We start from the raw sequence: 22,073 nt of genomic DNA, 5'->3' as shown, positions 1-22,073 counted from the left end.
GCGTGACTTCGACCTGGGTTGAGCCCTCCAACACCGCCACCGCGCTGCTGCTCCTCGGCCGTGGCAGCGACCCCGCCACCGAGCGTGGCGTGGAGTGTCCGGGTGACCTCCCCGCGCCGAGCGACCCCGATCTGGTGGCCCGCGCGGCCGCGGCGAAGGCCGCGCTCGGCACGAAGGTGTTCGTGCTGGGCCACCACTACCAGCGCGACGAGGTGATCCAGTTCGCCGACGTGACCGGCGACTCGTTCAAGCTGGCCCGGGAGGCGGCGGCCCGCCCGGACGCGGAATACATCGTCTTCTGCGGCGTGCACTTCATGGCCGAGAGCGCGGACATTCTCACCAGCGACGCGCAGAAGGTGATCCTGCCGGACCTGGCGGCCGGCTGCTCGATGGCCGACATGGCGGTGTTGTCGCAGGTCGAGGCGGCCTGGGACGCGTTGACCGATTCGGGTGTGGCGGCGGACACCGTCCCGGTGACCTACATGAACTCGTCCGCCGACATCAAGGGTTTCGTCGGCCGGCACGGCGGTGTGGTCTGCACCTCGTCGAACGCCAAGCGGGCCCTGGACTGGGCGTTCGAGCAGGGCCGCAAGGTGCTGTTCCTGCCCGACCAGCACCTGGGCCGCAACACCGCGGTGCTGGAGATGGGCTTCTCGCTCGACGACTGCGTGCTCTGGGACCCGCACAAGCCGAACGGCGGGCTCACCGCCGAGCAGCTCCGGGCCGCGAAGATGATCCTGTGGCGGGGGCACTGCTCGGTGCACGGCCGATTCACGTTGGAGAGTGTGAACGACGTGCGCGCGCGGGTGCCCGGCGTCAACGTCCTGGTGCACCCGGAGTGCCGCCACGAGGTGGTCACGGCCGCCGACCTGGTGGGCTCCACCGAGTTCATCATCAAGACCATCGAGGCGGCGCCGGCCGGCTCGGCCTGGGCGGTCGGCACCGAGCTGAACCTGGTCCGCCGGCTCGCGCTGGCCCACCCGGACAAGCAGATCATGTTCCTCGACCGGGCGGTCTGCTACTGCTCGACCATGAACCGGATCGACCTGCCGCACCTGGTGTGGGCGCTGGAGGAGCTGGTCGCCGGCCGGGTGGTCAACCAGATCACGGTGGACCCGCAGACCGCCGGTCACGCCCGGGCGGCGCTGGATCAGATGCTCGCCCTGCCGGGCGCTTGATCACCGTCGGTCACCTGACTGGCACGGAAACGCACCGGAATCCCCGGTTCGTGCCCTGCCTGGTGATGTGACCGATTCCATTTTCGTCACGGAGGGCTATGCTGCCGGGGCGACGACACACGCGTGCCGGTTTTCCCATGGCCGCGATCCGGGTAGCGATGCGACATCGTAGCCCTCACCTACACGGCAGCACCCAACGCGCTGGAGGTTGCGTTGACCGACGACGTCCTGGTCGTACACGGAGGCACTCCGCTCGAAGGGCGGATCCGCGTGCGCGGCGCGAAGAACCTCGTGTCCAAGGCGATGGTCGCCGCCCTGCTCGGCGACACACCCAGCCGACTGTTCGACGTGCCACGCATCCGTGACGTCGAGGTGGTCCGCGGGCTGCTCGGCCTGCACGGGGTGAAGGTGACCGACGGCGGCGAGGACGGCGGGCTGGTCTTCGACCCGTCGAACGTCGAGAGCGCCAGCACCGACCAGATCAACGTGCACGCCGGGTCCAGCCGGATCCCGATCCTGTTCTGCGGTCCGCTGCTGCACCGGCTCGGCCACGCGTTCATCCCGGACCTGGGCGGCTGCCACATCGGCCCCCGCCCGATCGACTTCCACCTGCAGGCGCTGCGCGAGTTCGGCGCGACCGTCGACAAGACCCCCGAGGGCCTGCACCTGTCCGCCCCGAACGGGCTGCACGGCACGAAGTTCGCGCTGCCCTACCCGAGCGTCGGCGCCACCGAGCAGGTGCTGCTCACCGCCGTGATGGCCGAGGGCGTCACCGAGCTGCGCAACGCGGCCGTCGAGCCGGAGATCATCGACCTGATCTGCATCCTGCAGAAGATGGGCGCGATCATCAAGGTCCACACCGACCGGGTGATCGAGATCCAGGGCGTCAAGAAGCTGCACGGCTACACCCACCGGCCGATCCCGGACCGGATCGAGGCGGCGAGCTGGGCGGCGGCCGCGCTGGCCACCCGTGGGCACGTCGAGGTGCTCGGCGCGCAGCAGGCCGACATGATGACGTTCCTGAACATCTTCCGCTCCGTCGGCGGCGAGTACGAGGTCACCGACGCCCGCCCGCCGAAGCTCGGCGACCCGGGCCAGGAGGGCGGCATCCGGTTCTGGCATCCGGGCGGCGAGCTGAACGCGGTGGCGCTGGAGACCGACGTGCACCCCGGGTTCATGACCGACTGGCAGCAGCCGCTGGTGGTCGCGCTCACCCAGGCCCGCGGCCTGTCGATCGTCCACGAGACGGTCTACGAGCAGCGGCTCGGCTACACCGAGGCGCTGAACACGATGGGCGCGAACATCCAGGTCTACCGGGACTGCCTCGGCGGCACCCCGTGCCGTTTCGGCCGGCGCAACTTCAAGCACTCCGCGGTGATCGCCGGCCCGAGCAAGCTGCACGCGGCCGACCTGGTCATCCCGGACCTCCGCGCCGGGTTCAGCCACCTCATCGCGGCGCTCGCCGCCGAGGGCACCTCCCGGGTGTACGGCGTGGACCTGATCAACCGCGGCTACGAGGACTTCGAGGCCAAGCTGTCGGACCTCGGCGCGCACGTCGAGCGTCCCTGACCCACCGTTCTCCGAGCCCGGCGCACCGCGATGTGCGCCGGGCTCGACCGTTTGGCTACCCTTGCCGACGTGCCGTCGCTGTTTCGTCGCAAGCCCGCCGACCTCGTCGAGGATTCCGTCACCACGGTGACGACCGACGAGGAGTCCGCCGCCGCCCGCCCGCGGGGCTACACGCCCAGCAAGAAGGAGCTCGGGGTGACCACCCCGAAGCGTCCGGCCGCCGGTCGCCGGCCGACCGCGCCGGCCCGCGCGCTGACCAAGGAGGAGGCCCGGGAGCAGCGCCGCGCGGCGCGCGCCGAGTCCGCGGCCGAGTTCCGCCGCGAGGGCGGCCCGCGCGACCGGGGCCCGGAGCGGCTGCTGGCCCGCAACGTGGTCGACTCCCGGCGCACGATCGGCACCTGGTTCTTCGGCGGCGCGCTGATCGTGCTGGTCGGCTCCAACCAGGCCATGCCGCCGATCGTGCGGCTGCTGTCGAACCTGCTCTGGGGCGCGCTGGCCCTCGGTGTGCTCGTCGACTCGGTGCTGATCAGCCGAAAGATCAAGAAGCTGGTCCGGGAGCGCTTCCCGAAGAGCACCGAGAAGCTCGGCTCGCTCTACTTCTACGCGATCATGCGGTCGATCACGTTCCGCAAGATGCGCGCCCCCGCCCCCCGGGTCGCCATCGGCGAGAAGGTCTGAGTGTTAAGCGGGGCCCCTTCCTATACGCCAGGCGTTAAGAGGGGGCCCTTCCTTTCGCTCTGGTAGAGGCGGGCGACGACCTCCTCGATGTCCGGCTCGACGATCGAGACGTCCCGCAGCGTCGCCAGCCCGGCCAGGCCGGCCACCACCTCGGCGACGCTCGCCGACTCCAACGCGAAGACCAGCCGGCGCCCGTCCGCCTCCACCCGGTGCAGCGGCGCGCCGGGCGGCGCCGGCGGCTCGGCCAGCGCGGCGTCCAGCTCGGCGACCACCATCCGACGCGACCCGTACCGCTGGTGCAGCTCGCCGATCGAACCGTCGTGCACCACCCGCCCGTGGTCGATGACCACCAGCCGGCGGCAGAGCCGCTCGATGTCGGCCAGGTCGTGCGTGGTGAGCACCAGCGTGGTGTCGCCGGCCCGGCCCAGCTCGGCCAGGAACCCCCGGACCGCCTGCTTGCTGACCACGTCCAGCCCGATGGTCGGCTCGTCCAGGAAGAGCACCTCCGGGCCGTGCAGCAGCGCCGCGGTCAGCTCGCCACGCATCCGCTGGCCGAGGGAGAGCTGCCGGACCGGGGTGTCCAGGAACCCGTCCAGGTCGAGCAGGCCCCGGCAGCGGGCCAGCCGGGCGGCGTGCGCGGCGGCCGGCACCCGGTAGACGTGCCGCAGCAGGTCGAACGAGTCCCGCAGCGGCAGGTCCCACCAGAGCTGGGACCGCTGCCCGAAGACCACCCCGACGCGCAGCGCGAGCCGGGTCCGGTCGGCCACCGGACGCAGCCCGCAGACCTCCGCCCGGCCGGCCGACGGCGTCAGCACGCCGGTGAGCATCTTCAGCGTGGTCGACTTCCCGGCGCCGTTCGGGCCGATGTAGCCGAGCATCTCGCCGCGTTCCACCCGCAGGTCGACACCGTCGACAGCGGTCACCGTCCGCTTCACCCGGCGCAGCCGTCCGGCCCGGACCCGAACCGTGAACTCCTTGCGCAGGCCGTCCATCTCGATGACGCTCATGACCCCGTGCTCCGGTAGTGACGGATCCCGACCCGCCAGGCCAGGGCGGCGACCGTCGCGGCGACCACCGCGACGCCCGGCGCGGCCCACCCCACCCAGGGCGGCAGGCCGAGCGGGTCGGCGCGGCCCAACAGCGCCAGCGCCGGGTGATAGCTGACGAACGCGAACCCCATCCCGTACGCGAACAGCGCGCGGAACCAGCCGCCGTAGACGGTGATCGGGTACGCGGTGAAGTCGCGCCCACCGTAGGTGACCGAATTGGCCAGCTCTCCCGAGTCGACCCAGTAGAACGACACCGTGGCGGTGGTGACGAAGACCGAGGCGAAGAAGACCACCGCGGCCGGCGGGGCGACGACGGCCAGCGCGACGCGGCCCGGAGTCCAGTCGATCCCGGCCGAGGCGAGCGCGAACCCGAGCACGGCCAGCCCGAACACCGCCCGGGACACCTTGCGCAGCGGCAGGTCCATCAGCAGCAGCTGGGGCAGCGCGGCGAGCGGGCGCACCAGCACCGCGTCGAAGAGGCCGGTGCGGACGTACTGCGGCAGCCGTTCGATGTTGCCGACGAGCAGGTCGGCGGCGGCGAACCCGCCCGTCGACAACCCCACCACGACGAGCGTCTCACGCAGCGTGAAGCCACCCAGCTCACGGGTCACGCCGAAGATCACCAGAACGGTGACCACGTCGAACACGGTCGCCCCGAGGTTGCCGACCAGGTCCACCACGAACGACGTGCGGTAGGCCGTCTGCGAGCGCGCCTGCGCGCCGAGCAACGACCGGTACGCCCGCAGCGCGCCCCCACGCTCAGCCACCCTGCGCGCACTGCCGTGCTCAGCCACCCTGCGCGCACTGCCGTGCTCAGCCACCCTGCGCGCACTGCCGTGCTCAGCCACCCTGCGCGCACTGCCGTGCTCAGCCACCCTGCGCGCACTGCCGTGCTCAGCCACCCTGCGCGCACTGCCGTGCTCAGCCACCCTGGACCACCAGCCGGCGCTCGGCACGGCGCTGCACCAGCCGGCACAGCGCCAGCAGCAACACCGCCCAGCCGAGCTGCAACCCGACCAGGCCGACACCGGTGGCCGTCGACTCCCGCTCGACCAGCACGTCCAGCGGGACCTGGAGGAGGCTGGGGAACGGGGTGGCGTACCGCAGGGTCGCCTCCACCGGGCCGGGCAGGAAGCCGAGCGGGAAGTAGAGCCCGGCCAGCACGCCGGAGCCCAGCGTCCAGAGGATCATCGGACCCCGGACGTCCTGCAACCAGTAGGCGGTCGCGTTGACCAGGTAGCGGCAGCCGAAGCAGACGACCACGGCGAGCACCGCGGAGAGCAGGAAAAGCGGCACGGTGACCGCGTGCCGCGGCACGTGGACCGGGAAGAAGAGCGGGCCGACCACCAGCGGGGGCACCAGCCGGGCGAGCGCGGCGAACCCGGCCCGGCCCAGGTCGGCGGCGAGATAGCTGGTCACCGGATGTACCGGCCGTAGCAGGTCGGTGGCCACGTCGCCGGTTCGGATCCGATGGGCCAGCTCCGTCCAACCCCAGATGGCGATGACCGCCAGCAGCCCCTGCCCGGCCCAGACGAACGTGCCGAGCTGGGCCCGGTCGTAGCCGGCGACCCTGCCGGCCGCGTCGGTGGCGGCGAGGAAGATGTAGCAGCGCAGGAAGCCGAAGACGGTGTTGGTCACGACGCCGGCCACGGCCACCTGGCGGTAGGTCGCGTGCCGACGGAAGCCGGCCGCCACTAACGCGCCGAATGTCCGAAACCATGGGGTAACGTGTGCGCCCGTGGGTGGTGCCACAGTGGCGGTGACCGAGCCCACGCCGTTACCCTCCTTCCGCAGGCAAGACGTGCCGGACCGGGCGACTCTACCGGCACGTCCGGCGCTCCGGCGCGACAATTTTCAACGAGGTGACACCGCCGTGAGTGAGCGACGCGAGCCGGTTCCGGGGCCGCGCCGCGCGACCGGCGGGAAGGGCTGTCGATGAGTGGCTGGGGCAGCTGGCGTGAGCCGGCCGAACCGGCCTGGGCCCTCGCGCCCACCCACGAGTGGGAGCCGCAGTTTCCCGGCCAGCGCTACCCGGGCGACATCGGCCTGGAACACCTGACCCCCCCACCGCGTCGGCGGTCCGTGGTCGGCCGCGCCGAGGTGCGCCCGGTCAGCCCGGCGCCCGACGACGCGTACCCGGTGAGCCCGGCGTACCCGGTGAGCCCGGCGAGCCCGCGCGGGACGTACCCGGTCAGCCCGGCCGGCCCGGAGACGTACCCGATCAGCCCCGCCGCCGCGGAGACTTACCCGATCAGCCCCGCTGGCCCGGACGGCCGGCACCCGCGCGGCCACCAGGCCCCACCTGAGCGTCTCGATCAGCGTTGGACCCGCCCCGGGGGCGCCACCTACCGCTCCGCGCCGATCGAGCCGGGCTGGGCGCCGGAGCCGAACGAGGCCCCGCGCCCCGCCCCGGGCTGGTCCGAGCGCCGCCGCCCGACGGGCGACCGCCCCGCCGCGGCGAACGGGCGCGAGGCCACCGCCCGCGTCCGGTGGAGCCCGCCGCCCGACGGGCGGAGCGAGCCCACGCCGCCCGACGATCGTCGCGGGCTCACCCCCGACGAGCCGCACGGGCCGTACGTCGACAGCTGGCGGGATCCCGAGCCCGACGGCTATCCGGAGCGACGGCCCACCCACGTCGAGCCGCGCCGGGACGGCTGGCGTGATCCGGGCCCGCGCCCGCACGCCGACCGGCGCGAGCCGGCCACCGGCCGATGGGACGACCGCGCGCCGGGCCGGGAGGCGTCCACACCCGCCGACGTCCAGCGTCCGGCCCCCGGGCACGGCCGCGCCCCGCAGCGCGCCGAAACCGATCGGTACGGCACCCCGAGCCCGCCCGACCAGCGGTGGGACGGTCAGCGCGACCGGCCCTACCCGCCGCAGGGCGAGTGGCCGCTGATCGAGCGGCGATCCCGCACCGAGCCGGCCGCCTACCGGCCCGACGAACGCCGCCGCCCGGAGTCGCAGGACGGCCGGCCGCCCTCGACCGGCGCTCGCCCGGAACCGGGCCGGCGCCGGCCCGAGTGGGACGGGCGCCGGGCGGACTCCGCCGCGCCCCCCGAGTACCGGCCCCGGCCGGAGCGGTGGTCCGCCCGACCCGACGAGCCACGACGCCCGGCAGCCCCGGGACCGGACCGGTACGACGAGGTCCGACGCCCGGCACCGCCGGCCTATCCCGGCCCTGCCCCGGCCCGGGCACCCGAGCACGGCCCGGCCCAGCCGACCCGAACCGGTCCCCCGGAGGTCCGACCGCCGCGGGTCGGGCCGCTCACGCCGCCCGGTCAGGTGGCGTCGGCCGACGGCACCCGCGAGCCGGCGGCCGTTCCGGGCACACCTGTCGGTCCGGGCGTGTCCGTGGGGCCCGGGCGGCCCGTCGACAGCCACTACAAACCTGGTGACGCGGACGATTCGGCCGCCACCACGGGCGGCCGGAGCGTCGCACCGGATGCCGCCGATCCCGCCGATCGCCCCGCGCCCGCGGAGACCACCGAACCGACCCGGCGACCGGAGGCGGACGCCGGAGCCCGGGCTTTCGACGGCCGGGGAACGGCGGCGACCGGCGCCGCCGCGCCGTCGACGGCCGGGGAGCACGGGGGCCGCGCGGACACGCCGGTGCCGGCCGCCGAAGCCGCGTCACCGGTACCCGTCACCGGAGCGGCGCCGGCCGGAGCGGACGCACCGGAAGCACGCCCGCCGGCCGAGCCCCGGCCGCCCGTGCCGGCCGCCCGTTCGGACGGCACGCCGCCGCAGTCACCGCTCACCGGAGCGACGACTTCCCAGCCACCGTCCCCCACCGTGCCGGCACCGTCGACCGCCACCACGCCGGCACCGTCCCCCACCGTGCCGGCACTGTCAGCCGCCACCACGCCGGCGCCGTCCCCCACCGTGCCGGCACCGTCGGCCGCCACCACGCCGGCACCGTCGGCCGTCGCGTCACCGGCAGCACGGCCGTCGTCCTCGTCCAGTTCGGTGACGGCACCGGTCGACCCGGCAGCCACGGGGGCACCGACCGGGGATCAGCGGCCGGACGCAGCCGGACGCGACACCGGTCGGGACGTACCCGTCGCGGTCGACGGCCGGGGCGTGAGCGATCCCGCCGGCCGTGACGAGACGGCCGGCCAGGCGCCACGCGACGCCGTCGCCGCCACGGACCGGACACCTGGCGCGGCCGTCGGCGAGGAGGCCGGCACGGTCGCCGACGACAAGGTGCCGGTGGGTGTCTCACCGGCAGCCGCCGAGCCCGGATCGTCGGCCACGGGCGGCCCGGCGTCGGCGGCTTCGCGTCCGGGTGGGGCACCGGCCCCGTTCCTGGCGGCGGCGACGGCTGCCACCGACCGACCCGACCTCGACGGGCCGGCGCCGGCGGATGCGGTCCGGTCCGCCGCCGGAGCGCACACCGCGCCGACCAGCCACGTCCCGAGCGGCACCCCGAGCGACCACGCCCCGAGCGGCCCGGCTCCGGTGGCGCGGCAGGAACCGGGCCCGGGCAACGAGATCCCGGCCGGGGCGGATCCGGGCCCGGCGGATCCGACCAGCGGGGCTCCCGTCGGAAGCGCCTTCTCCGTCGGTAGCGCGGCGGGCCCGGCCGGCGCCACACCGGACGACGCGACATCGGCCGCGTCGCAGTGGACCACGACGGTGACCGTGCCGAGTGGGGCCGGTCCGGCGCCGGCCCGGTCCGAGCCGGACGACGCGGCACCCACGGCGCCCGGAACGGTTGACGCCGGAGCGGCCGGAGCGGACCCGAGCGGTGTGACCGTCGCCGGGGCGGACGCGGGCGGCGGCACAGTCATCGAAGAAACCTCGGTCGAGGCGATCAGCGCCGAAGGTCATTCGACGGACGATCAGCATGCCGAGTCGCGTTCCGCCGACCCGGTGCCCGTCGACCGGAGCGGGACCGGGACGCCCGGTCCGACGCCGACCGCGCCGGCCAGGGTCACACCGGCACGTGAGGTGGCGAGCCGCGACGCCGAACGCACACCGACCGGTGAGGCGACCAGCGACAGCACCGGAGCCACGCCGACGGACGGGGGGCCGAGCCGCGACGCCGGGGGTGACGGCCCGCCGCGTCCGCGTACCCCGGAATCGGCGGCGGCGGACGTGCCGGACGACGAGGCGGCCCCGGCGCGCCCGGTCCTGGACCCGGAGCAGGCCCTGGCCGCGATCGAGTGGCGGCTGCACCCGGAGACGCTGCGCGAGGAGGCGCCCGATCCGGCGCGGCTGCGCCAGATCCGGGACGGCCTCACCGGCAAGCTCGGCAGCGCGCTGGACAACCGCAGCCGGGCCCGGCTGCTGAGCCTGCGGTCGGTCGCGTCGCGGGTCCTCGGCGAGCTGGACGACGCGGTCGCCGACGCGCGGCTGGCGCTGACGTACGCCGAGGCCACCGGCGAGTTACGGCGGACCTCGCTGGCCCGCGCGCGCCTCGCCGAGGTGCTGCGCTGGCGGGGTGAGCACGCGGAGGCCGACCGGCTCTTCGCCGAGGCGAACTCGCCGGAGCTGCCCGACCGGCTGCGCGCGTTGCTGCACGAGCACGCCGGGCGCTCCTGCTACGACCAGGGTCGGCTGACCGAGGCGTGCGTGCACTTCGAGCGGGCGTTGGACCTGCGGCAGGGTGCGGACGCGGCGCTGAACGACAGGACCGGGACGGCACTGGACGCGGTCGCGGCGCGGGCCGCGAGCAGCGGTTTCGGGCCGCCGCCCCGCGGCCGGGAGGAGGTGCTCGGCACGCCGCGCTACCCGGTGGCGACGTTCGACGACGAGCACCAGCTCTGGGGGTACGCGGACGCTGACGGCGAGCTGGTCATCGCGCACCGGTACGCCGAGGCGCAGCCGTTCCACGAGGGGCTGGCCTGGGTGCGCATGCCCGAGGCGTCCCGCTGGGCGCTGATCGACACCACCGGGGCGGCGTTGATCGAGGCGAACAACGGCTACCGCGCGGTGGGCGCCTTCGCCGACGGGCTGTCGTGGGTGTCCATGGACGGCAAGGGCCGGTGGATGGCCGTCGATAGGATGAACATCGTGAAGATCCCGCCCGGGTACGAGGAGGTCCGGCCGTTCCGCAACGGCCTGGCCCCGGTGCGCCAGAACGGCGGCTGGGGCGCGGTGGACCGCTCCGGCACGGTCGTGGTGCCCACCCGCTACCACCGGCTCGGCGCGCCGCTGGCCGACGGCCGGCACCTGGACGGGTTCACCGCCGACGGGTTGGCCGTGGTGGAGCTGGCCGGGCGCCGGGGCGTGGTGGACCGGGGCGGGCGGGCGCTGGTGGCGCCGGCGTACCCGACGCTGGTGATCCATCCGGTGGCGTTCCTGGTCACCACCGAGACGGGCCGCTGGGGTGCGCTGGACCGCCGCGGCGAGCCGCTGATCGACCCGGTGCACCCGAGCCGCGCCGCGGTGGCCGCGGAGATCGACCGGCTGCTCGCCGACACCAGCCCGGTGCTCTGAGGGCGGGGAGTCACGACGGGTGCTCCGCGCCGTGCGGGGCTAGGGTCGGGGCATGGAATTCCGACACCTGGGCCGCTCCGGCCTGCTGGTCAGCGAGATCTCGTACGGCAACTGGATCACCCACGGCTCGCAGGTCGAGGAGGAGGCCGCGGTCGCCTGCGTCCGGGCCGCCCTCGACAGCGGCATCACCACCTTCGACACCGCCGACGTCTACGCCGGCACCCAGGCCGAGTCGGTGCTCGGCCGGGCGCTGAAGGGCGAGCGCCGCGAGGGGCTGGAGATCTTCACCAAGGTGTACTGGCCGACCGGCCCGGGCCGCAACGACCGCGGCCTGTCCCGGAAGCACATCATGGAGTCGATCGACGGCTCGCTGCGCCGCCTGCAGACCGACCACGTCGACCTCTACCAGGCCCACCGCTACGACGTCAGCACGCCGCTGGAGGAGACCATGGAGGCGTTCGCCGACGTCGTCCACTCCGGCAAGGCGCACTACATCGGCGTGTCCGAGTGGACGGCGGCGCAGCTGCGCGAGGCGCACGCGCTCGCCCGCGAGCTGCGCATCCCGCTGATCTCCAACCAGCCACAGTATTCGATGCTGTGGCGGGTCATCGAGACCGAGGTGATCCCGGCCAGCGAGGACCTGGGCGTGAGCCAGATCGTCTGGTCGCCGATGGCGCAGGGCGTGCTCTCCGGGAAGTACCTGCCCGGTCAGCCGCCGCCGGCCGGCTCCCGCGCCACCGACGAAAAGTCCGGCGCGAACTTCATCGCCCGGTGGCTCACCGACGACGTGCTCACCCGGGTGCAGCAGCTCAAGCCGATCGCCGAGCAGGCCGGGCTGACCATGCCGCAGCTCGCCGTCGCCTGGGTGCTGCAGAACCCGAACGTCGCCTCGGCCATCATCGGCGCGTCCCGGCCCGAGCAGGTGCACGACAACGTGAAGGCGGCCGGCGTGAAGCTCGACGCCGGCCTGCTCAAGGCGATCGACGAGATCGTCGAGCCGGTGACCGAGCGGGACCCGGCGAAGACCGAGAGCCCGGCGCAGCGTCCGTGACGCCCGGCTCTCCCCGGGCCGGCGTCGCCGGCCCGGGGAGAGCCGGGTCAGCCCTGCCAGAAGCGGATCAGGTAGAGCCCGAGGCGGTAGAGATCGGGCGGGAGGCCGAGCGCGTCGCCGACCGCGAAGACCGCGCCGAAGAACACGCCGCCGATCTGCGGACTCCACAGCAGCGCGAAGAGCAGGATGAATCCGTACGGGGCGAACAGGTCGTACATCCGCCGGTAGGCGGGGCTGAGCCAGGGCTGGATCATGTTGCCGCCGTCCAGCCCGGGCACCGGCAGCAGGTTGAGCACGCTCGCCATGAGCTGGAGGAACGCGAGCAGACCGACGCCGGCCCAGAACTCCAGCGGCCCACCCCGCGCCGGCCCCCAGGTCACGGCCACCACCAGCACCAGCGTGAACAGCACGTTGGTGGCCGGACCGGCCAGGCTGACCAGGGTGTGCCGCAGCCGGCCGGGAATGGCGTGCCGGTCCACCCAGACCGCGCCGCCGGGCAGGCCGATGCCGCCGAGCAGCACCACGACCACCGGCAGCACGATCGACAGCAGCGGGCTGGTGTACTTCAGCGGGTTGAGCGTCAGGTAGCCGCGGTGGGCGATGTCCCGGTCGCCGGCCCGGTAGGCGACCACGGCGTGCGCGTACTCGTGCAGGCAGAGCGAGACCAGCCAGCCGGAGACCACGAAGAGGAACACGTCGAACCGGACGTTGCCGAACCCGTGCCAGGTCATCGCGCCGCCGGCCACGAAGAGCGCGACCAGGGCCAGGAAGATCGGACTCGGCCGGAACGCCGCCCGGGGCACGCCGAGGACCAGCGGGTCGCCCGGGCGGTCGTAGCCGGTCATTCGGCCGGAGGCTGCAGGCTCATCCGGTATTCCACCCGGTCGTCCTCGACCAGCGCGACGGAGGTGACGCCGGACGTCGCGAGGTCCCGCCAGGTCTGGCCGATCCACGACTCGGCGTCCGCCTGACTCGTGAACGACTCGCCTGGCCCGTCGACCCGGTCGCCGTTCGTGCCCTCGTACCGCCAGCTCCACGCCATGCCGCGTCTCCCCCTCGCCGCCGTCGCCCCGCAGGGCCGGAAACCCTCGCAAGCCTAGTCGGCCCGCCGGGCGACGGCCCGCCGCCACATGGATCATGCCGATCACGGCCGGTGCGGAACGGCAAGATCACGGTCGGGAGGGGGTGAGGTGGCACGACGACGGGAGAACTAAGGTACGGATAGTTCCAGTGAGGAAAATCGGGTTTCCGGGCCTGCCACCTTCGGGCTGGTCGCGTGTTTGACCTCTGGTGTTTCCGCAGCTCAGAGGCTGCTTCTGGTGATCTATCCGGCGCTTTGTCCTCATCTCTAGCAGGGCAAACGTCGACACCCCCCCGGGCTCTCCCCGGACTTTCCGCCTCAGCGAAACGGGCATCAGCTACGTAGGGGAATGCACCGCTTACGGGGTACGTTCGAACAGGAGTGCACCCGAGCGGGAGGGAACGCCTCATGCGCAGCGAACAGTGGATCGGGTTCCGCGTGGCGAACTGGCGGGACATCGCCGGATTGACGCAGCAGGAGCTACAGATCTTGAACGGCCAGGTTTGTCCACTGTGGTTCGGCGTGTCGGCGTGATCTTCGTGGCGCGGAGGCGTAGGCCGGGATGATGAGGTATCCCGATGGAGGTGGATTGTCCGCGCGGGGGCGGGCAAAGCGTGAGGCGGTGCGGCGGCAGGCGGCCGGGTGGTTCGCCCAGGACGTGTCGGTGCCGGAAATCGCGCGCCGGCTGCGGGTGTCGCAGACCGCGGTGTACGGATGGCGCAAGCGGTGGAAGGCCGGCGGCGAGGATGCCCTTGCCTCGAAGGGACCTGGCGGGTCTCGGTGCCGCCTGGATGAGGCCCGGCTGCGGCGCCTGGCCGACGCCCTGGACGAGGGTCCGGCGGCGCACGGGTTCGGTGTCGATCAGCGGTGGACCCTGGCGCGGGTGTCGGACCTGATCGCCCGGATGTTCCGCGTCCGGTACACGCTGCGTGGCACCGCGAATGTGATGTACCGGCTGGGCTGGTCGGTGCAGGTGCCCAAGCACCGCGCGGTCGAGCGCGACGAGGCCGCGATTACCACCTGGCGGCGGGAGACGTGGCCGGCGGGAAAACGGTAGCGGCGCAGCGACAGGCGTGGCTGGTCTTCGAGGACGAGGCCGGTCAGACGCTGCGCCCTCCGAAGGCCCGCACCTGGGGCCGACGCGGCCGCACCCCGGTCGTCCCGGTGTCCGGCAAGGGGTCCGGTCGCGTGTCGATCGCCGGGTTGACCTGTTACCGGCCCGGCGAACGGTCCCGGTTGATCTACCGCACGATCGTGCACCGCGGCCGCAAGAACGAACGACGCAGCTTCAGCGAACGCGACTACATCGCCCTGCTCGACGCCGCCCACCAGCAGCTCGGCGGCCCGATCGTGTGCGTCTGGGACAACCTGAACACCCACGTCTCCGCCGCCATGCGGCAGATGATCAACGCCCGGGACTGGCTCCACGTCATTCGGCTCCCCGCCTACGCCCCCGACCTGAACCCGACCGAGGGCGTCTGGTCTCACCTGAAACGCAGCATCGGCAACCTCGCCGTCACCGGCGTCGACCACCTCCTTGCGATCATCAAGAATCGGCTCAAGAGCATCCAGTACCGACCCGACCTACTCGACGGGTTCCTCGCTCACACCGGCCTGACCCTCGAACCCGACACAACCTGACCATTCAAGATCTGTAGCCGACCGGGTGGGGAAATCCCGCGAGTACATCTCCATGATCGAGAATGGGCACCGTCCCGTCACCAAGCGATCGTTGCTCTATGAGCTGGCAGCGGCCATCGGCGTCAGCCCCACGGATCTCCTCGGCCAGCCCCAAGAGCCGCGCGACCGGCATGAGCTGTCAATCTACTCGGCAGTGCCAGCGCTCCGGGGCGCGCTCGATGATGAGCCGGAGACGGCAACGCCAGTCGAGCTGGCCCGGTTGACGGCGCTCGTGGATCAGGCGCTCGCCGCGCGCATGGCTTGTGACTATGAGACGTTGGCTCAGCTCCTGCCGGTGATCGTCGGGGAGTCCCGCCGACTCGCCAACGGCCACAAGCGCACCGAGCGCGAGGGACTGACCCAGTTCGTCCGCGCGTCGGTGTGTGCCGCCCTCACCATCAAGCCGTTCGGTCACGTAGACCTATCGGCCCGGCTCGCCGAGCGGGCGCAGCTCGCCGCACAGCTCCTCGGCGACCCGATCAGCTCCGCTGCGGCCGACTTCGCTTCAGCCCAGACCGCCCTAGCCTCGGGCACGGCGGGTGGCCGCCGGCGCTCTCTGGCGGTCGCCGGAGCTGCTGCCGACGCGATCGGTGACGCGCCCGAGACGGACGAGGCCCGCACTTGGTTACGGGATGCATCAGCTTCAAGCCGCCCTGACTGCCGCGTCGCTCGACCAGGCCGAGGAGGCATCCGCCCACTTCGCAGAGGCAGAGCGGGTCGCGCAGCTCACCGGCTCGGACCCGTGGCGGATGGAGTTCACGCCCGCCAACGTCGGCGTGTGGCGCGTCAACATCGCCTTGGAGAACGGCGAGCCCGAGCGGGCACCGGAGTACGCCCGTCGCGTCGACCGGACGGCGCTGCGGACGCGCCAGCGTCTCGCCCACCTCCACATCGGCGCTGGCCGAGGGCTGTACCTGGCCGGTGACAGTGAAGGCGCGGTACGCCAGTTCCTGACGGCGGATCAGGTGTCCAAGAGTGAGCTTCGGTCCCGCCCGACCGTACGGGAGATCGTGGGTCAGATGGTCAGGGATTCCCGCACCCGAGGCGGATCTGACCAGCTCCGGGACCTGGCCACCCGCCTCAACATTGACCCGCTCGCTCCCAACGGCGAGCCCGTCTAGGACTGGTAACTGGCCGTTACGCCACTCTCTGTAGTCGCTCCCTAACGTCAAGCGCGGGCGTGTTGGTCCGCTTGTGGAACGACGCCAGGCCAGCACGCCCCCTACTTGACGGCGAGGGCGTGTAGTGCCGTCGTACGACGAATACCTGCTGACTACCGCGCTGACGTTCGCGCGTCGCCATCGGCCGGTGTGGAGCTGGGCACGGTGGCGTCGGGTCTGCCGGTGCGGGTCGGAGCTGCCCTGCCGCGTGCGTCACCGCATTCCGATCAACCGGGGGCACTGGCCCTCATGACTGAACCCAAGCTCCCGTTCAAGCCGGGAGACGTGCTGCTGATCGGGCGTGACTGCTCACCTCAGTTCGGCGGCAACCGGGCGCTGCGGGTCCGGCTCGTGTCAGTCGGTGAGATCGACCCGTACAACGGCTGGATGTGGCTGACGGGTACGTGCTCGGCCCCAGGGGTGAGGCCATCGCCAAGCGCGAGCTGTACGTGATGCGGGCGGGTATCCGTGTCGAGGTGCCTCCGGCCCGCCTGGCTCCACGCGTAGTGGCTCAGAAGGCTCCGGCGCGACTCCCGGCCACGAGGCGACCCGCAACCGTCCCGTAGGGGTTTAGCCGCAGCCGCCGACTCAGGGCTGATGGGTACTGGCGCTGGTCCACTTCATAGGCGGTGCACAAAGCCCGCTCCTCTATTGCTCAAGTCTGCGATCAGTTAGACGAGCAATACCCCCAGAGGGGGCGTCCGCGCGGTGCCGAGTCGGTGACAGTGCACCGGACTCGCTTCGGAGTCTCGATCCTCAGAGCGGCTGGGCCGCCGTGCCCATACTCCAAGCGAGCGAACTAAGGTACGGGCATGTCCGTTGACGGGTGGCACACCCTCCTGGTGCTCGGCGGTATCCGCTCCGGCAAGTCCGGGTTCGCCGAGTCGTTGGTCGCCGACGCGCCCATGGTCCGCTACGTGGCCACCGCCCCCGCCGGTGACCCGGACGACACCGAGTGGGCGGCCCGCCTCGCCACGCACCGGGCCCGACGGCCGGGGAGCTGGACCACCGAGGAGACGGCGGCGGACCCGGGCCGGCTGGCCGAGGTGATCACCGCCGCCGGCCCGCACGACACGCTGCTCGTGGACGACCTGGGCGGCTGGGTGACGGTGCTGCTCGACCCCACCCACCAGCCGGCCGACGACACCGCCACCATCGCCGAGCTGGCCTCGGCGGTGCGGGCCAGCGAGGCGCGGCTGGTGCTGGTCAGCCCCGAGGTCGGGCTGTCGCTGGTGCCCACCACGCCGCTGGGCCGGGCGTTCACCGACGCGCTGGGCGCGACAAACCGCGCGGTGGCCGACGCCTGCGACGCGGTCGTGCTCGTGGTCGCCGGGCAGACCGCCTGGCTCAAGCCCACCGCCGCTCCGGCACCGCCCGTCCACGCCGCGCCGCCCGCCCACGCCGCACCGCAGCCGGGCCACGGCACGCCGGCCGACCTCGACCAGGCCGGCACGCCGGCGTGGGCCGGGACGGACCGGTCGACCACGTCCACCGGGCGTCGACCGGGAAGCGTCGCGCCGGACGCGCCGCTGCCGGAGGTGCTCACTCCCGCCGCGACGCCGCCGCCGGCCGCGCCGGGCGGCGGCACGGCCGGCGGCGGGGACTGGGCGGCGCCCACCATGGCTCTGCCGATGATCGCCACCGGCCTGGTCATCCAGCCCGGCATGGAACTGCCGATGCCGGACGACTACACCGGCCCGCAGGCGGTCGACCGGCTCGCCACCCTGGACCTCCCCGGCGCCGGCCTCGGCGTGCTGGAACAGGTGGTCGGCTTCGCCGCCGCCACCCAGGGCACCGCGACCCCCCGACCCTGGGACGAGGTCCGGGTGCTGCTGCTGCACGGCGACCACGCCGGCGGGGCGTCCGCCGGCGCGGTGCCCGGCGAGTCCGCCCGGCGGGCCCGACAGGCCCGCGCCGGGCAGGGCGCGCTGGCCCGGCTGGCGGCCCAGAACGGCGCCAGTCTCCAGGTGGTCGAGGCCCCCGGGTCGGCGGCGTTCGAGGACGGCCCGGCGCTCGACGCCGACCAGGTCGAGTCGGCGCTGCGCTACGGCTGGCGACTGGCCGAGCAGGCCGCCGACGCCGGCGTACAGCTGCTGGTGCTGGCGGCCTGCGGGGCCGGCGCCGAGGCGGCCGCCGCGGCGGTGCTGGCGGCCACCGCCGGCGCGGAACCGCCGGCGGTGCTCGGCCGGGTGGTGACCGAGCAGGGCGAGATCGACGACAACGCCTGGATGGTCCGCTGCGCGGCCGTGCGGGACGCGCTGCACCGCACCCGGCGCTCCCCCCGTGAGGCCAAGGACATCCTGGCCGAGCTGGGCGGCGGCGACATCGCGATGGCCACCGGCGTGCTGCTCGGGGCCACCGCCCGGCGGGTCCCCGTGCTGCTGGACGGCCCGGTCGGCACCGCCGCCGGCATGGTCAGCCGCGACCTGGCCGGGCAGGCCCGGCACTGGTGCCTGCTGCCCGACCATGGCGGCCGGCCCGGCGTGCGGCTCGCCGCCGACGTGCTCGGCCTGACGCCGCTGCTGGATCTCCGCCTCGACCTGGGCGAGGGCGCGACCGCGCTGGCCGCCCTGCCGCTGCTGCGCTCGGCGCTCACGCTCGCCGCCAGCCTGCCGACGCACCCGTCCCTGGGCGGCGGCGAGGACGGGAGCCACCCCGGGCCCGGGCCGGCCGGACCGGCGGACGAGCCGGACTTCGCCGAACCGGAGCCCGCCGGGCCGGGGCCCGCCACCGTCGGCTCCGACGAGCCGGTGTCGCCCGGCCGCCGTGCCGACTGAGCCCCGGCTCGCCGACGGCGTCCGGCTGGCGCTGACCACGTTCACCACCGCGCCGGTGCGCGCCGGCCGGGTCGACCGGGCCACGGCCGGCACCGCGATGGCACTGGCCCCGGCCGTCGGCGCGCTGCTCGGCGGGGTTCTCGGCGGGGCGCTGCTGGTGACCGGGGCGCTCGCCCCACCGCTGGTCGCGGCCGGGGTCACGGTCGGGCTCGGCGCGCTGCTCACCCGGGGCCTGCACCTGGACGGGCTGGCCGACACCGTGGACGCGCTCGGCTCCTACCGGCGGGGACCGGCCGCGCTGGAGATCATGAAACAGCCGGACGTCGGCCCGTTCGGGGTGGTCGCGCTGGTGGTCGTACTCCTGCTCCAGACCGCCGTGCTGGCGGAGCTGGCCGGGCGGGACGCGCCGGCCGCGCTCGCCGCGGTGGTCGCGGCCACCGCGACCGGGCGGCTGGCCGCCGGTTTGGCCTGCCGCCGCGGCGTGCCGGCGGCCCGGCCGGACGGGCTGGGCGCGCTGGTGGCCGGGACGGTGGGGTGGGGCGCCCTGACGCTCGGCGCGCTCGCGGTGGCGTTGCTGGCCGCGCCCGCGGTGCCGGGCCGCCCGTGGCAGGGGCCGCTCGCCGTGCTCGCCGCGCTCGCCGTCGCGGCCGGGCTCCTGCGGCACCTGGTAGGCCGCTTCGGCGGCATCACCGGCGACGTCCTCGGCGCCCTGGTGGAGGTCGTCACCACGCTGTCCTACCTGGGACTGGTGCTGACCGGCTGATCGTCACCCGCTCGGGCGGGTAGCGTTCGGGTGAGTGCACGGCGCGGTCGAGGGGGACGGATGCTGATCACGGACGACTTCCTGCCCGTACCGGTGCCGGAGTCGCTCGACGCGACCTACCTGGTGCCGATCGAGGGGCTGCCACGGGTCAGCCCGAAGACGGCGGTGGAGGGGCTGGCCGGGCGGCTGGCCGCGCCCGTGCACGGGCTGGCCAAGCAGATGCTGGACAGCCCCCTGATGAGCGTGGACACCCGCACCGTCGACGAGTTCCCCGAGTTGCCGCCGGATCTGCTCGCCGCGTTCGGGGCGACCGAGGAGCAGTTGGCCCGGCTGGCCGCCGCCACCCACCTGGTGGTGGTGCAGGCCGAATACCGGCCGGGCTGGCCGCCGGCGCACGAGTGGGCGGCCCGGGCGGTCGCCGCGGCGGTGGCCGAGACGGTCGGCGGGGACGTGGTCGACGTGTTCGGGCTCCAGTTCCTCGACCCGGCCGCCGCGCTGCGCTCGCTGCCGGACGAGCACGGCCGGATCCGGCTGGTCGACTGGGTGCTGGTGCCCTACTCCTCGGACGCCGACGGCCTCTGGTTCACCACCAAGGGGCTGCGCCGGTTCGGGCTGCTGGAGTTGCAGGCGCAGGGCGTGCCGGACCATCTCACCCGGGCCTGGGGCGCGGTGATGACCGGGGCGGCCCGGCGGCTGCTGCGGGACTGGACCGACGGGCTGTCCGGCGAGGAGGTGCCCGCGTTCGTGCAGCTCCCGGTGCTGGCCACGGTGACCGGGCACGACATCGCGGTCGCGTACGGCAATCCGGAGCAGCACGGCGCGACGGCGCCGGTGCTGCTGCGCCTGGAGCTGGACCCGGCCACCGACCCGGACGCCGACTCGTTCCTCAGCCTGAACCCGCCGGCCGGTCACCCGGGGCCGCCCGGCCGCTACTTCGCCGCCGCGTGCGCGACGCTGTTCAACGGCATCCAGCCCGACGTCCGCTACACCCGCACCGGTGACGCGATGAGTCGGGCGGTGGCGACCGCCCGGGAGTCGCTCGGCGACATCCGGGCCCGGTTCCTGGCCGGCGGGCTGCCGGACGAGAGCCAGCTCGTGGTCAAGTACGGCCTGCCCGGCGACGAGGGCCCGGAGTACGTCTGGGCCGGCGTGACGTCGTGGGACGCCCCGGAGCGGATCGTCGGCGCGAGCGCCACCGACGCCAACAGCGACCCGAGCGTGCGGATCGGCTCCCCGGTCGTCGTCGAGGCGTCCGACGTGGTCGACTGGGCCGTCCTGGACGGCACCGGCGTGCTGGAGGGCGGCTGGACCCAGGCCGTCCTCGACGCCGGCGAGCGCCTGCGCGAGGACTGACCCGGGCGGCTCAACCCGAGCGCCTGCGCGAGGACTGACCCGGGCGGCTCAGCGGACCGAGGGCTGGACGAACGGCGGCTTCGTCATCCGCATCCGGGCGCGGCGGCCCCGGATGTCCACCTCCACTTCCTCGCCGTCGGGCAGCTTCGGGTCGGTGTCGATCAGGGCGAGCGCGACGCCGTGCTTGAGCGTCGGGCTGAACGTGCCGCTGGTGACCACGCCGACCTGCCGGTCGCCGGCGTGCACGGTCATGCCGGGGCGCGGGATGGCCCGGTCGACCGCGGTGAGGCCACGCAGCGTACGGGCCGGGCCGGCGGCCTTCTCGGCGCGCAACGCGTCCCGGCCCCAGAAGGCCGGCTTGTCCCAGCCCACCGCCCAGCCGGAGCGGCCCTGCACCGGGGTGATGTCGAGGGAGAGGTCCTGCCCGTGCAGCGGGTAGCCCATCTCGGTGCGCAGCGTGTCCCGCGCGGCCAGGCCGCAGGCGCGCACGTCGGCCCCGGTGGCGAAGATCGCGTCCCAGACGGCCACCGCGTGCTCGGCCGGCACGACCAGCTCGTAGCCCAGCTCGCCGGTGTAACCGGTCCGGCACACGGTCAGCTCGACCCCGGCCAGGGTCGCGGTGGAGAAGCTCATGTAGTCGTGCCCGGTGGGCAGCCCGAGCGCGGCGAGCAGGTCCGCCGAGCCCGGCCCCTGGACCGCGAGCACCGCGTACGCCTCGTGCTCGTCGGCGACGGTCACGCCGCCCGGCGCGGCGGCGCGCAGCCGGCGGGCCACCTCCGCGGTGTTCGCCGCGTTGGGCACCAGGAAGACGTGATCGTCGGCGTGCAGGTAGGCGATGATGTCGTCGACCACGCCGCCGGTCGCGTCGTCGCAGCAGAGCGTGTACTGCGCCTGGCCGGGCGCGATCCGGCCGAGGTCGTTGGTGAGGCAGGCGTTGACGAAGTCCGCCGCCCCGGCGCCGGTGACCCGGATCTTGCCCAGGTGCGAGACGTCGAAGACGCCCACAGCGGTACGCACGGCCGTGTGCTCCTTCAGCACGCCGCCGCCGGCGTACTCCAGGGGCATCTGCCAGCCGCCGAAGGGGGCGAACTTCGCGCCGAGCGCGGTGTGTCGCTCGTGCAGCGGGGAACGGCGCAGCCGGGTCTCGGCGGCGTCGGAGGTCACCTCGGTCATGGGTGGCAACTTACCGGCCTGGGCCCCGGTGGTTAGCATCGGCGGGATCCCGTCGACACGCATCGGCGGGACAGCCACGCTTCCGGCGGGTAGGTTGCCGCCGGAGAGACCTTCATCGCC

General features: G+C 73.9%; 19 protein-coding genes. 12 read left to right on the top strand and 7 right to left on the bottom strand.

Annotated features, from left to right (window positions below):
• The first annotated feature begins 2 nt into the window (after positions 1 to 2).
• The 3 genes from nadA to O7618_RS03000 all read left to right on the top strand — a co-directional run bounded on the left by nadA (position 3) and on the right by O7618_RS03000 (position 3,425).
• On the top strand, positions 3 to 1,178 hold the full coding sequence (gene nadA / locus O7618_RS03010) for a quinolinate synthase NadA (protein WP_278104410.1): 1,176 nt from the start codon (positions 3 to 5) through the stop codon (positions 1,176 to 1,178).
• 213 nt (positions 1,179 to 1,391) lie between these two features.
• Positions 1,392 to 2,747 carry a UDP-N-acetylglucosamine 1-carboxyvinyltransferase gene (gene murA, locus O7618_RS03005; RefSeq protein WP_347405357.1) on the top strand — a complete coding sequence of 452 codons (1,356 nt, stop codon included), beginning with the start codon at positions 1,392 to 1,394 and terminating at the stop codon, positions 2,745 to 2,747.
• Between the two features lie 69 nt (positions 2,748 to 2,816).
• Complete coding sequence (locus O7618_RS03000) at positions 2,817 to 3,425, top strand: DUF3043 domain-containing protein (RefSeq protein ID WP_278104409.1); 609 nt, start codon at positions 2,817 to 2,819, stop codon at positions 3,423 to 3,425.
• A 20-nt stretch (positions 3,426 to 3,445) separates the two neighbouring features.
• Here the strand turns inward: O7618_RS03000 and O7618_RS02995 are convergent, their stop codons facing one another.
• From O7618_RS02995 to O7618_RS02985, 3 genes are all read right to left on the bottom strand, one after another.
• Complete coding sequence (locus tag O7618_RS02995; RefSeq protein ID WP_278104408.1) at positions 3,446 to 4,432, bottom strand: ATP-binding cassette domain-containing protein; 987 nt, start codon at positions 4,430 to 4,432, stop codon at positions 3,446 to 3,448.
• A complete protein-coding gene (locus O7618_RS02990) occupies positions 4,429 to 5,241 on the bottom strand; it encodes an ABC-2 family transporter protein (protein ID WP_278104407.1) in 813 nt (270 codons plus the stop codon). The genes O7618_RS02995 and O7618_RS02990 overlap by 4 nt, the downstream gene beginning before the upstream one ends.
• Positions 5,242 to 5,395: 154 nt before the next feature.
• Positions 5,396 to 6,124, bottom strand: coding sequence for an ABC-2 family transporter protein (locus O7618_RS02985; protein WP_278104406.1), 729 nt, complete (start codon positions 6,122 to 6,124; stop codon positions 5,396 to 5,398).
• Between the two features lie 285 nt (positions 6,125 to 6,409).
• Between O7618_RS02985 and O7618_RS02980 the strand changes: the two genes are divergently transcribed.
• Together O7618_RS02980 and O7618_RS02975 are read left to right on the top strand one after the other, a co-directional pair.
• Positions 6,410 to 10,915 (top strand): WG repeat-containing protein, encoded by a 4,506-nt coding sequence (locus O7618_RS02980; protein ID WP_278104405.1) that lies wholly within the window; start codon positions 6,410 to 6,412, stop codon positions 10,913 to 10,915.
• Positions 10,916 to 10,967: 52 nt separating this feature from the next.
• Complete coding sequence (locus O7618_RS02975) at positions 10,968 to 11,966, top strand: aldo/keto reductase family protein (protein WP_278104404.1); 999 nt, start codon at positions 10,968 to 10,970, stop codon at positions 11,964 to 11,966.
• Between the two features lie 47 nt (positions 11,967 to 12,013).
• Here O7618_RS02975 and O7618_RS02970 read toward each other — a convergent pair whose 3' ends face one another.
• Both O7618_RS02970 and O7618_RS02965 read right to left on the bottom strand, forming a co-directional pair.
• On the bottom strand, positions 12,014 to 12,811 hold the full coding sequence (locus tag O7618_RS02970) for a site-2 protease family protein (RefSeq protein ID WP_278104403.1): 798 nt from the start codon (positions 12,809 to 12,811) through the stop codon (positions 12,014 to 12,016).
• A complete protein-coding gene (locus O7618_RS02965; protein ID WP_278104402.1) occupies positions 12,808 to 13,008 on the bottom strand; it encodes a hypothetical protein in 201 nt (66 codons plus the stop codon). Before O7618_RS02965 ends, O7618_RS02970 begins: the two co-directional genes overlap by 4 nt.
• Before the next feature lie 447 nt (positions 13,009 to 13,455).
• Here O7618_RS02965 and O7618_RS02960 point away from each other — a divergent pair, with 447 nt between their 5' ends.
• From O7618_RS02960 to O7618_RS02950, 3 genes are all read left to right on the top strand, one after another.
• The gene (locus O7618_RS02960; protein ID WP_278104401.1) at positions 13,456 to 13,581 is read left to right on the top strand and encodes a hypothetical protein; all 126 of its coding nucleotides are present in this window, start codon (positions 13,456 to 13,458) and stop codon (positions 13,579 to 13,581) included.
• A gap of 88 nt (positions 13,582 to 13,669) precedes the next feature.
• Positions 13,670 to 14,104, top strand: coding sequence for a winged helix-turn-helix domain-containing protein (locus O7618_RS02955; protein ID WP_278104400.1), 435 nt, complete (start codon positions 13,670 to 13,672; stop codon positions 14,102 to 14,104).
• A complete protein-coding gene (locus tag O7618_RS02950; RefSeq protein WP_278104399.1) occupies positions 14,083 to 14,688 on the top strand; it encodes a transposase in 606 nt (201 codons plus the stop codon). The genes O7618_RS02955 and O7618_RS02950 overlap by 22 nt, the downstream gene beginning before the upstream one ends.
• A gap of 178 nt (positions 14,689 to 14,866) precedes the next feature.
• On the opposite strand, the gene O7618_RS02945 is transcribed toward O7618_RS02950, so the two are convergent.
• Positions 14,867 to 15,142, bottom strand: coding sequence for a hypothetical protein (locus O7618_RS02945; RefSeq protein ID WP_278110241.1), 276 nt, complete (start codon positions 15,140 to 15,142; stop codon positions 14,867 to 14,869).
• Positions 15,143 to 15,359: 217 nt separating this feature from the next.
• Between O7618_RS02945 and O7618_RS02940 the strand changes: the two genes are divergently transcribed.
• The 4 genes from O7618_RS02940 (at position 15,360) to O7618_RS02925 (ending at position 20,780) form a co-directional block, all read left to right on the top strand.
• Positions 15,360 to 15,848 carry a hypothetical protein gene (locus tag O7618_RS02940; protein ID WP_278110240.1) on the top strand — a complete coding sequence of 163 codons (489 nt, stop codon included), beginning with the start codon at positions 15,360 to 15,362 and terminating at the stop codon, positions 15,846 to 15,848.
• Positions 15,849 to 16,699: 851 nt separating this feature from the next.
• Positions 16,700 to 18,664: a bifunctional adenosylcobinamide kinase/adenosylcobinamide-phosphate guanylyltransferase gene (locus tag O7618_RS02935; protein ID WP_278104398.1), complete on the top strand. Its 1,965-nt coding sequence runs from the start codon at positions 16,700 to 16,702 to the stop codon at positions 18,662 to 18,664.
• On the top strand, positions 18,654 to 19,427 hold the full coding sequence (locus O7618_RS02930) for an adenosylcobinamide-GDP ribazoletransferase (protein WP_278104397.1): 774 nt from the start codon (positions 18,654 to 18,656) through the stop codon (positions 19,425 to 19,427). The genes O7618_RS02935 and O7618_RS02930 overlap by 11 nt, the downstream gene beginning before the upstream one ends.
• A 60-nt stretch (positions 19,428 to 19,487) precedes the next feature.
• Positions 19,488 to 20,780, top strand: a complete 1,293-nt coding sequence (locus O7618_RS02925) for a DUF2314 domain-containing protein (protein ID WP_278104396.1) — start codon at positions 19,488 to 19,490, stop codon at positions 20,778 to 20,780.
• 48 nt (positions 20,781 to 20,828) lie between these two features.
• On the opposite strand, the gene gcvT is transcribed toward O7618_RS02925, so the two are convergent.
• Complete coding sequence (gene gcvT, locus O7618_RS02920) at positions 20,829 to 21,953, bottom strand: glycine cleavage system aminomethyltransferase GcvT (protein WP_278104395.1); 1,125 nt, start codon at positions 21,951 to 21,953, stop codon at positions 20,829 to 20,831.
• Positions 21,954 to 22,073: the final 120 nt, after the last annotated feature.

It is taken from the genome of Micromonospora sp. WMMD980 (genome assembly GCF_029626035.1).
Taxonomy (GTDB): Bacteria; Actinomycetota; Actinomycetes; order Mycobacteriales; family Micromonosporaceae; genus Micromonospora.
Note: the sequence above shows the minus strand (reverse complement) of the source record. Positions and strands in the feature narration are given on the sequence as shown.

What these genes read in the sequence shown, in the direction of transcription:
- O7618_RS02995 (WP_278104408.1), bottom strand. Translation starts at nt 4,432, where the DNA reads ATGAGCGTCATCGAGATGGACGGCCTGCGCAAGGAGTTCACGGTTCGG.
- O7618_RS02980 (WP_278104405.1), top strand. Translation starts at nt 6,410, where the DNA reads ATGAGTGGCTGGGGCAGCTGGCGTGAGCCGGCCGAACCGGCCTGGGCC.
- O7618_RS02975 (WP_278104404.1), top strand. Translation starts at nt 10,968, where the DNA reads ATGGAATTCCGACACCTGGGCCGCTCCGGCCTGCTGGTCAGCGAGATC.
- O7618_RS02970 (WP_278104403.1), bottom strand. Translation starts at nt 12,811, where the DNA reads ATGACCGGCTACGACCGCCCGGGCGACCCGCTGGTCCTCGGCGTGCCC.
- O7618_RS02965 (WP_278104402.1), bottom strand. Translation starts at nt 13,008, where the DNA reads ATGGCGTGGAGCTGGCGGTACGAGGGCACGAACGGCGACCGGGTCGAC.
- O7618_RS02960 (WP_278104401.1), top strand. Translation starts at nt 13,456, where the DNA reads ATGCGCAGCGAACAGTGGATCGGGTTCCGCGTGGCGAACTGGCGGGAC.
- O7618_RS02940 (WP_278110240.1), top strand. Translation starts at nt 15,360, where the DNA reads ATGCATCAGCTTCAAGCCGCCCTGACTGCCGCGTCGCTCGACCAGGCC.
- O7618_RS02935 (WP_278104398.1), top strand. Translation starts at nt 16,700, where the DNA reads ATGTCCGTTGACGGGTGGCACACCCTCCTGGTGCTCGGCGGTATCCGC.
- O7618_RS02925 (WP_278104396.1), top strand. Translation starts at nt 19,488, where the DNA reads ATGCTGATCACGGACGACTTCCTGCCCGTACCGGTGCCGGAGTCGCTC.
- gcvT (WP_278104395.1), bottom strand. Translation starts at nt 21,953, where the DNA reads ATGACCGAGGTGACCTCCGACGCCGCCGAGACCCGGCTGCGCCGTTCC.